The 10,281-nt window shown below is 59.2% G+C and carries 8 protein-coding genes; all 8 read right to left on the bottom strand.

Annotation, left to right across the window (positions count from 1 at the left end; genetic code table 11):
- Positions 1 to 376 precede the first annotated feature (376 nt).
- Positions 377 to 1,723, bottom strand: a complete 1,347-nt coding sequence (locus ACEN88_RS16515) for an MFS transporter (RefSeq protein WP_413341255.1) — start codon at positions 1,721 to 1,723, stop codon at positions 377 to 379.
- A gap of 58 nt (positions 1,724 to 1,781) precedes the next feature.
- The gene (locus tag ACEN88_RS16510) at positions 1,782 to 3,509 is read right to left on the bottom strand and encodes a hypothetical protein (RefSeq protein WP_413341253.1); all 1,728 of its coding nucleotides are present in this window, start codon (positions 3,507 to 3,509) and stop codon (positions 1,782 to 1,784) included.
- Between the two features lie 47 nt (positions 3,510 to 3,556).
- The gene (locus tag ACEN88_RS16505) at positions 3,557 to 4,102 is read right to left on the bottom strand and encodes a toxin-activating lysine-acyltransferase (protein ID WP_413341251.1); all 546 of its coding nucleotides are present in this window, start codon (positions 4,100 to 4,102) and stop codon (positions 3,557 to 3,559) included.
- A complete protein-coding gene (locus tag ACEN88_RS16500) occupies positions 4,072 to 4,656 on the bottom strand; it encodes a DUF6624 domain-containing protein (RefSeq protein WP_413341249.1) in 585 nt (194 codons plus the stop codon). The genes ACEN88_RS16505 and ACEN88_RS16500 overlap by 31 nt, the downstream gene beginning before the upstream one ends.
- Before the next feature lie 24 nt (positions 4,657 to 4,680).
- The gene (locus ACEN88_RS16495) at positions 4,681 to 6,840 is read right to left on the bottom strand and encodes a peptidase domain-containing ABC transporter (protein ID WP_413341247.1); all 2,160 of its coding nucleotides are present in this window, start codon (positions 6,838 to 6,840) and stop codon (positions 4,681 to 4,683) included.
- A gap of 9 nt (positions 6,841 to 6,849) precedes the next feature.
- The gene (locus tag ACEN88_RS16490; RefSeq protein ID WP_413341245.1) at positions 6,850 to 8,109 is read right to left on the bottom strand and encodes an HlyD family secretion protein; all 1,260 of its coding nucleotides are present in this window, start codon (positions 8,107 to 8,109) and stop codon (positions 6,850 to 6,852) included.
- A 64-nt stretch (positions 8,110 to 8,173) separates the two neighbouring features.
- Positions 8,174 to 9,307, bottom strand: coding sequence for a hypothetical protein (locus ACEN88_RS16485; protein ID WP_413341244.1), 1,134 nt, complete (start codon positions 9,305 to 9,307; stop codon positions 8,174 to 8,176).
- Between the two features lie 139 nt (positions 9,308 to 9,446).
- A complete protein-coding gene (locus tag ACEN88_RS16480; protein ID WP_413341242.1) occupies positions 9,447 to 9,620 on the bottom strand; it encodes a hypothetical protein in 174 nt (57 codons plus the stop codon).
- Between the last annotated feature and the right edge of the window lie 661 nt (positions 9,621 to 10,281).

Raw genomic sequence — 10,281 nt, 5'->3', positions numbered from 1 at the left:
CTGCGGTCGCGGTCCGCGTGGCGGCGTTGTGGTGTCCCGGTGGTGGCCATGTCAGCTCATAGTCGATGCATGATCGGTATCCGGAACCCGGCAGTGGCGCGGATTGCGGCCATGCAGGTGTTCCTGGAACAAAGGATTGTACACCGGGCCGGCGCCCGTGCCGGGAATGGGGCTGGGAGGGCCGGCCGGGCCCTCGTCGCCTATATCAAAAACCGATAGCAAATGGCGAATAAATGATGGGCGCGGCATGCCGCGGCGCGTTACGATGACTGCTCGTGCGGTGGCGTGGTGGCCATCAGCACGGCCTCGACTTACTTACTCTCGATATCACTTCAGGGCGCCCGCGTGGCGCCCATTTTTTTCGGCCCGCGTGCGGTCAATGCGGGACCGATACGTTCTCGCAATGCGCGGCCTCCTTCGGCACCGCTGCCGCCGCGTTATCGTTGCGCGGAAAGGGGGCAAGGTACGCTATCACCACCGGCAAGACGGAGACGACCTGCACGAACAGGAAAAACAACCGGTAACTATGGTCGCATGCCACGAAGAGGAAGCCGCTCGCCCATCCGGTGGTCCATTTACACAGTGCCATGACGCTCGTCGCGAAGGCGTAATGGGACATCTGGAAGCGCCCCGGAGAGACTTGCTGCACCATATAGAGCATGTGGCCGACGGATCCGAATCCGTATCCGAATTTTTCGACCAGGACCGCGCCGGAGATGATCAGGAGATTCGACGGCAAGTCGGCGCTGAGCCAGTAATAGGCGAGATGGGGCACGTTCAGCGCAAGTGCCAGGACGACGAAAGACCGGCGCAACGTCATCCTGGAGACGACGAAACCCGCCAGGATCGTGCCGGCGATGAATGCGATGGTACCCAGCGTGCCGTTGATCGCGCCAAGCGTCTGGTTGTCGAGGCCCAATCCTCCGGCATCCCTGCCGTCCAGCAGGAAGATCGGCCCGATCTTCTCCACGAAGCCCTCGGCGAGCCGATAGGCGAACACGACGACGAGCATCGTCCAGATCTTCGGCTTCGCGACAAACGTACGCCAGGATGCGAGGAATGACCCGAAGCCCGCCGGCAGGCCATTGCGGGCCCCCGCGGCGTTGGGGACGTCCGGCAGATTCCTGAGATGCCAGAATGCCGACATCCCCATCAGGACGGCGCAGATCGCCAGAACGGCCACCCAGCACTGCGCCCAGCTCAAGTCATGACCCGTCTTCAAAACCCCGCTCAGCGAAACGACGATGCCGGACGCGGCGACCGCCCCGATATTCCAGCAAAGATTCTGGAGTCCGGCGTAGCGGGCCTGTTCCGCCGGCGTGGTCGATCCCATGAAAATGCCGTCGATGGCGATGTCCTGCGTTGCCGAGGCAAACCCGATCATCCAGAAGGTCGCAAGCGTGAGAGAAAGCGCGTAGGGCGTGCGCAACAAGAGGGCCGTGGCGGCGAATAACACCATCAATAGGAACTGCATGCTGACCACCCAGCCTTTCTTCGTGCCGAAGGCCTCGAGGAGGGGTGCCCAGAGCGGCTTCAAGACCCAGGGAAGGTATAACTGGCTCGTGCTTGTCACGACCTCGGCCGTGCTCATGCCCAGGTTGCGGTACATGATGGCCGCGGCCGATGCGACGAAGATATTCGGAAATCCCATCGTCGCGTACAGGGTCGGTACCCAGTGCAGTAGCCTGGGACGGGGAATGGAAGACAAGGTAAATGTCAACATGGCGCTCCATCTCGATCTGGCCGGGCGATGTGTCGATTGCAGCGGCGCCCGGAACGCTTCATTGCTGCGCGTGTCGCTCGACACATTGCTGGAACAAGGTGGCGGCGCGGCCGGCCATGGCCGCCTGTTCGAGCCACCCGACTATCCGCTCGGCGGGCACTGCGCGTCCGTTTTCGGTGAAGCCGGTCGCGCGGGAGAGTACGACAGGGCGGTTGCACCAATAAGAGAGATCGAGTCCCGCGTCCGACTCATCGGACAGCACCGCCGACGCCTTCCGTACGATGGACCCGATATAGGCCGGAATGTCCCCGCGGGACTTCACCAGGGCGGAAATCGATTGCTCCAGGACGGTCCGGTACAATTCGTCGATGTCGATGTTCTTGCGCATGCAGTTCAGGGCCACGAAAGCCGTGTCCCAGGCGCTGCCCGGCGGGGACATCCGCACGAACCGGTCTCTCAGGTCGAAATACACGTCGACGAGGTCCTGCACATGTTGCGCCGGCGCGTTTTCCTTCACGACCGCTTCCAGCGCTTGCGCCTTGTCGGCGCAACAGGCGATCCTGCGCAGCAGGACACACAAATTATGCTCGCCCATGACTTCGGGCATGCGCCAGTCGGGCGGATCGAGCATGAACGGCTGGTTGTTCCCGGCCCTCATGATGCGTCGAAACACGTCGAACGCCCGGTCGACGAGCGGCCTGGGCATGTCGTTCAGCGCCGGTTCCGGGATGCCCGTGAGCTTCACCATTTCCATTCGCAGGCGTGTGTCGTAAGTCCGCGCCAGATGGTTTTCCAGCTCGCCGAGACCGACGAGTTTCGATGCGATGTGGCCCGGCGCATACTTTTTTACGTAGAATAAAAGGTCGCGGAGCGCCGAACCCAGGCTTCCGTATTGCGTGGTCACCTCGGAGTACGGGGCAGAGGCGAACCTGAGCCGGCCGTAGTCCGAGACCGTGGATATTGTCCCGAAATCGATCCAGCGCCCGTCGACACAACAGTTCGACGCGTTCAGGGTGCCGTGCACGATGCGTTTTGCCGTCGCCGCCGCCACCTGCACGGCGAACCTGCGCACCATTTCCATGAGGTGTGCGTTGAGCGCATGATGGTCGGCCAGTCCGGCAATCGCCTGGTCGTCCGGGAACAGGCACTGCGCGAGCCCGGACGGCAGCGCGGCAATCGCCCGCTTCGTCCGCTCGACGTCGCTCAGGCGCAGACCCGGCGCGTGCGGATCCTGGTCGAAGAAAATCGCGCGCATGTAGTGCGCGGGACGAAGCGCCTGGTCGCGCACGATGAGCGCCCGGGAAGATGTCCCGTGGCGTGTGAACGAACGGTCCGGCGCCATCGTGCCGGTCGTGATGATCGCGTTCACCCGGGCCGCGCCGTACGGCAGGGCAAGTTGGCAGACCTCACCCCAGATCGCTTCCTGTATCGCCTCCTCCAGCGATGCGGCGCCATGGCTGTGCCAAAAGTCGGTCGATTTTCCGGCAAGCTGATTCTTGCCGATGCCTTTGATCTGGAAATCGCCGACGATTCCGCAGCGAACGCCGCCCCCGTTCGCTTCCAGCGCTTCGCCGCCATACCGCTCTCCGGCCGCCAAGGTCGCCTCGTCCAGATAGCAGGACGGATCTTCCGACTCCAGCGGCTTGCACCAGGCATAATCCAGTGGATCGAAGCTTGCCGGCACGTCCGGGCCGACCCATTCGATCCGCGGGCGGGCCAACCGGCGCACTTCGAAATTCACGAACGACGAATCGGGCAGGAGTTGTTTGAGCGGAACTGGCAGCATGACGGTTTGATGTCGGAGATTTGTCGAAAAGTCGTGCGGTAGGCTGGTCAGGAGGCGTTCCTGCGGTTCCTGAAAAAGTAGGAAAATGGGCTGGCCTGGATCTGCTTCGTCACGACCGCACCTTTCCTGCGCCGCGAGTAAATCACGCCGTCGTGGTCGGCGAATACCGTGTCGCGCAGATCGCGGAGGATATGCTTGAGATTTCCGTACGGCGCGACGAAGTCGATGATCCACGGGCTATCCCCTTCGTTCCACTCGCTCAAGTGAAGCTGCGGATCGTCGTCCGAGAGAAACCGGTCTTCCACGTCGGACGCAAGGAAGGCCCACGTCACCATCCCGACGGGCATGCCGCGCGCGTCGAAATAGAATTTGAATTGCTTGTGCGCGAACGCGGCGCCAAGGTGCCACAACGATTTCGCGAGTGTCCTGTTCAACAGCGCCGGAGCCGTTCCCATCAGTAACGCCGCGTATCCGTAATACTCGGCCGTGGTCTTGTGCGGTTCCTTTGCTTCATCGAATACTTCGAGTACGTATCTCATTCGTCGTGGCCGGTGTGATTGAATCAATGACGGTTTGCCATGAACTCTGCGCATACCTTGTTCATGACGTCGTTATATTCCCGCATCGGGGGAAGGCCGATCGCAACCCGGCGCCGGTCGACGTCCGCACCGGATTCGATGGCACGCGGATGCCATACCGCACTGGCATCGCACTCGCCCTGCGTACCATAGCGTTGCGGTTTGTGCGTGCGGTCGTAGAGATACGCGTAATCCTTGGGTGAGATGTCGCCCGTGCGGACGAGCGGTTCCAGCGTCGTCAGCATCTGCAACTGGAACGCCGGATCGCTGTCCGCGTGCTGGACGAGCAGCCACGCGGCTTCGCTGCCATCGGCGCCCACCATCGATGTCGTCGGCCAGCCCACTGCGGCGACGATCTCCTTCAGCCTTTTCAGATTCTCCTGATCGATACGGAATAGATCCCGGGATCCGCCGTGGAGCCCTTCCTCCCTCGCGTCCTGATCCTTCTTTTTCATTTCCAGCAGTTCGCGTCTCAGGTCGGGACGGGCGATGGCGGCGGATTGCGCCGTGAAATGAAGCGCAAGCATGCCGATGGCAACGATCGTCAAGAGAGTGCTGCGGCGATTCATGTTATTCCTCCTGTCGTACATGAATTAGTTTTGTAAATCCGGTTCGAGCGATTCGGCCTGCACGTGCGGCCGGGTATCGTGAAGAATGGCCCCATCGGCGAGCGTCACGATCCGGTCGGCGGACAAGATCGTTTCGTGCCGGTGCGCGACGATAATGCGCGTGATGTTCATGTCGCTGATTGCCTTGTTGACGCGCTTTTCGTTCTCCACGTCGAGGTGACTCGTCGCTTCGTCGAGAATCAGGATCCTCGGCTTCTTGTAGAGGGCACGTGCGATGATGACCCGCTGTTTCTGGCCGCCGGACAGCACGGAGCCCATGTCGCCAACCAGTGTGTTGTAGGCCATCGGCATGGCCTCGATATCGGTCGAGATCTGCGCCAGCCGCGCGCATTCCTTCGCCCACTCATAATCGGGGTTCTCGTCGAAGAAACAGATGTTGTCGATGATCGTTCCCGAAAACAACTGGTCATCCTGCATGACGACGCTGATGTTTTCGCGCAGGAACCCGTGGCCGAGCTTGCGTACGTCGATGCCATCGATGTTGACCGACCCATAAGTCGGCGGGTACACGCCGCAGATCAGTTGAAGAAGTGTGCTTTTCCCGCATCCGGACGCGCCGGTGATTGCGATCGATTCGCCCGGCGCGATCGTGAGGTTCAGGTTACGGAGCACGGCGAATGTATTTTTCGCATATTGAAACGTCACATTCCTGAGTTCGATCGTGGACGCGTGCTGGGGCGTCGGCAGCAAGGCTTCTTCCGTTGGGACGCTTTCCTTCTCCGTCAGCGCGATGTCCGCGAGCCGCTCGCATTGCAGGGAGAGGAGTTTTAGATCAAACATTTTTTCCGTCAAACCAAGCATGCGCCCGGAGAACTGTCCTCGGAAGCCCAGGAAAGCGATCAGGGCGCCGGCCGTGAACCGCAGATCCATGACCATCAGCGCGCCAACGACGGTCACCACCAGGACTTCGGTGCCGAACAGCAGGCCATTCACCAGACGAAATCCGAGCGTGATCTGCTGCACTTTCACGTCCGCGTTGACCTGGTCGGTAAAGTATTTGATCCATTGGGCACGCCGGTTCGCTTCGCGTTGAAAGAGCTTCAAGGCGCGGATCCCGCGCAGCGATTCGATCAGGTGGCCATCCTGTTTTGACGCCGCCACGATGAAGTCATGCGTCGATTGTTCCAGATAGGAAAACAGGAAGAGACGCATCACGACATACAGCAGGACGGCTGCGGCACTGATTGCCGCCAGCATGGGGCTGTATAACAGCATGATGACGAATGTGATGAGGCCGAACGTGCCGTCGATGAAGGCTTCGATGAAGGACGTACTCACCACACGCTGGATCTGATCGACCGAGCTGAATCTCGAGATGACGTCGCCCAGTGCCCGGCGTTCGAAATAGCTGATCGGGAGCCTGAGCAGGTGCGAGAAGATATTCGATCGCCATTGCAGGGAGACGTTGGCGTTGAAATAGACCAGCGCCCATCCCCGCAATGCGGTAACGACGTTTTGCAGGAGCATGAGGATGCCGGAACCGGCCGCCAATGCCACGAGCAATGTATAGTCCTGGCCGATCAGTACGGAATCCATGATCCATTGCATCAGCAGCGGCGATCCCAGATTCCCGACTTCGATCAGCAGCGCCAGAAACAGGATCTGGCCCGCGGCCGGAACGATCCCGCGCACGGTTCCGATCAGGCGCCGCAATGAAAGCTTCGGGCCGGGCTCGGCCAGGGTAAAGTCGTTGTTCGGCCAGAATTCCAGCGCCACCCCGGTAAATGACCGGTCGACTTCCGCCATCGTCACCTTGCGCCGACCGTAGGCCGGGTCGATCATTTCGATCCCTTTTTTGGTGATCCTGGTCAGCACGACAAAATGCTTGAAATTCCAGTGCAGGACGCACGGTAGTCTCAGGCTGTCGAAATCGCAGAGGTCCAGCGTCAGTGCGCGGGAGTTGAGGCCGAGGTCACCGGAGATTCTGATCAGGTCACCGACGGTTGCGCCCTGCAGCGACAGCGGAAATTTCTTGCGCAGTCCGAACATGTCGCAATGATTCCCATAGTGACCCAGAATCATCGCGAGACACGCGAGTCCGCACTCGGCCGATTCGGTCTGCCTGATGACGGGCGTCCGCTTCGCAAGTCCAAAATTAATCTCGGGATTTTCAGTCACGCTCATTATCGCCAATTACCTGTTCTTGTTCTGGATGCCGAATATCGGAGAGAGCAGCCATTTATAGATCTTTTGCGTGTCCATGGTCACGTCGGCCTCGAACTGCATGCCCGGCCGAATATTCTCAAGCGGGATCCTGTCGGACTCCCCGACGATGTCGGCGACGACGCGGTACACCGCCTTGCCATTCGATAGCTCAGCCGGCATGCCCAGTTCCGTCATCTCGTCGGGAAGAATGGTCGCCATGCTGACCGTCTCGACTCTGGACCTGAGTGTCCCGAATCTCTGGTAGGGGAATGCATCCAGCCGCAGGTAGGTCAAGGCATCCCGCCGGATGAATGCGGCCGACTTCGACGGCACAAACAGATGTGCCTGGTACTTCGATCCGACGGGCACGATGCTCAGTAAGACTTTCCCCATGCCGACCGACTGGCCTTCCGGGAAATTAATGCCAGTTACCTTGCCGGTTTCAGGCGCCCAGATCTTGATGACGCGTTTTCTTTCGCTTTCCAGCAGCGATTGTTTTTCCTGGAGCTCGGTTCGGATCGCATCGCTGAGCTCTGTCGCGTCGCGCATGGGAAGCGCCGCGAGATCATGGCGTGCCGCCGTGAGATCGCGCAGCAACCTGATGCGCTCGCGCGTCAGGGATTCCAGCCGCGCTGCCGCTTCCTGGTATTGCGTGCGCTTGTTGCTCGTTCCTTCGAAGGAGATGAAGCCTTTCTGATGTAACTCGTCAAAGCGGCGCAAGCCGCCTTTTGCCAGCTCGACATTCTCCTTCTGGATGGCGATTTCCTTGTCGAGGGTGGCGAGTTCCTGTTCGATGCCTGCGATCTTGTCCGACAGTCCGGCGCGCGCGGCGTCCTGCGTCAGCTTGCGCCTGCCGATCTCGTCCTTGGCGAGCGCCAGCCGTTCTTCGATAGCCTGGCTGATGCCTGCCTGCGCAACGTCCGTGCTTTTGCCCGAAGGGTCGATCAGTATCTCGCCCAGCAGTTCATCCTTCTGGACGAGCTGGCCCTCCTTCACGTAGAGGCGGGTTACGGTGCCGGGGGAGGGGGCGGTAATCCTTGCCACGCCCTTGCTGGGCAATATCAGCCCCTTTACGGTTTCCTTGGATGTGTAGGACGCCGTGTACACGAAGACCAGGAAGCCCACGAAGAATGCGAAGAGCACCCCGCACATGACGTCGAGCCGCAGCGGCCGTGCGATGAAGATCGTGCCCAGGGACGACGCCGACTGGTATTCGATGGCTTCGAGTCTGAATATGTCTCGCTTCATTGATGTCGTCCGCTTCGGCAGCGGTACTGCTTTCTTAAGGGAGAGTCCGATCCACGGAACGCCGTCACGCCGCCTCGGCGTGGGCAGGCGCTTTCACTTCGTTGGTGATCACGTTGTGGGTCACGTTTTGCGCGCGCAGGCGCTGCAATATGCCTTCCTGGTCCACGTTGAATTCAGGAGAAGCCAGGTAATCGCTGTAGCGCAATCCCCTTCCGTGTCCCGAATCGTTGAAATGCGGATCCCTCGAGATCAGGAAGTTCGCGAATGCTTCCAGCATGTCGAAACCGGCAATATCTCGCTCATAAGCGAGCCACTGGCCCATTTCGTTTACTTCCAGAAATATCGGTTCATTTCCGTCTTTGGGCTGGATCATGTCGAAACAGCCGAAACAAATCCCGAGCCGTTTCATGAGTTGACGGCATCGGTTCAATACGGATTCGGAAACCATGCCGGTGCCGTCATATGCCGTGCTGCTCGTGCGGCTGTCCACCAGCGACGGATCAAAACTGCGGTTGACTGCGATAAAGGCGCGGTCCCCCATGAACGTGATGCGGTATTCGTGGCGTTTTTCGATTTTCTCCTGATAAATACCGGGCGTGATCGAAATGGCTTCGGAATCGTTTATCTGGATTTCGTCCAGTGCCGTGGTCAGGCTCGAGACTTCGCCATTTTCGGTAACCCAGATATGGGGCGAAAACGATTTGAAAATAATGTTTCCGTTGTGTTTCTTGAAGAAACGGGCGACCTGGTTCGGAGAATTGCTTATCAGGGTGTCCGGAATGCGCAGGCCGACTTTTCCCGCCTCGACCAGTTGCACGGGTTTCAGCAGGGCGATTCTCCGGGCACGGCCGGGATTTACCTCGAAAATGGCGCTGTGTTCGAACGAATACATCGACTGCACGAAGTCCGCAGCCTCGCGTTCCGCGAATTTTCGATCGGCCTGGTGGACGTCCGGGGCAATGACCGGCTGCGAGATCCGGCGATTCCAGAGGGTGCCGAACTCTGCAATGCGGAGGGCGTCCTGGGCCCGCAGCACAACGTCGAGGTGGGTGGTTTGCCCGATATGGAACGACGCTTCCGTACGCGCGGGAAAATTGTCCGTGAACCAGATAGCGGTTTCGACCCCCTTTTGCTCCAGAGCCCACTTGACCGCGAAAGCATGCATGTCGTCAGCAATGGTCTTGATAAGAACTTTCACCAATTCTCCACAATGCAGATATTTTTGCGTAAAGACAGCGAGTAATGTCGACCCGCCAAATCCCGGTCCGAAGGAGGTTCACGCGATGACTCGCGTGAACCTCTACGCTTATTAACTGGCGTGTTCGATCGCCCGATAATCAGACGCGAGTGTCGTACGGAACAGCGTCGTAAACGATGGTCCAGGTGCGCATTTGTTCGTCGTATTGCTGGTAGCTCACGATCGTCGTATAGCTGGCATCGCCACCGGACACGTGTTCGATTTCGTTGCTGGTCAGTTCGCGTGCCGTGTTACGGGCCATTACTCGTGCCATTTTTTCTCCTTCTGAAAAATAAAGAAAGATATCAACAGGATTGAGCCGCAACGTAATGTGTTACTTCGAAGCGGCAAATATTTATACATCAGCCAAAATATGCGAGTCAACAGGCTGGATTGTTATCCGACGGCATTGGAAAGCGAATGCCGACTTATCCAGTAAGCGATACGCCGCATTATGTGAAAATCTGTGATGTTATTCTATGTTATCGATTTCACAGTGTCGCATCCGGCTTATCGGAGCACGCCCGATCGATAACCGACGGATTGAATCTGCAAGGAATCGAAAACCAGTCGTTATCGCATCCCTGTTACCCGGTGCGGATCGAGCGGCCGGCAGCCTTTCGATCATATTTTTGATTAATTGCGACACTTTTTTTACCAGGCCGCGGCTCGGCAGGTCGTCCGGCCGGGCGCGCGCCGGACCGGGTGCTGGCTCGGCAATAAGAAAATTGCGCAGTGGAAAGATCACAATGCCGGGGAAGCCCGGACTTCGCGGGTTGACGGGGGACCGGCGCGTCAGGCGCGGTCGACGCGGGCGCGGGGGCGATCGAACACGCCAGTTAATAAGCGTAGAGGTTCACGCGAGTGTCGTACGGAACAGCGTCGTAAACGATGGTCCAGGTGCGCATTTGTTCGTCGTATTGCTGGTAGCTCAC

It is taken from the genome of Massilia sp. CT11-108 (assembly GCF_047302915.1).
Taxonomy (GTDB): domain Bacteria; phylum Pseudomonadota; class Gammaproteobacteria; order Burkholderiales; family Burkholderiaceae_D; genus Telluria; species Telluria orientalis.
This window is presented reverse-complemented; position numbering and strand designations above follow the sequence as displayed.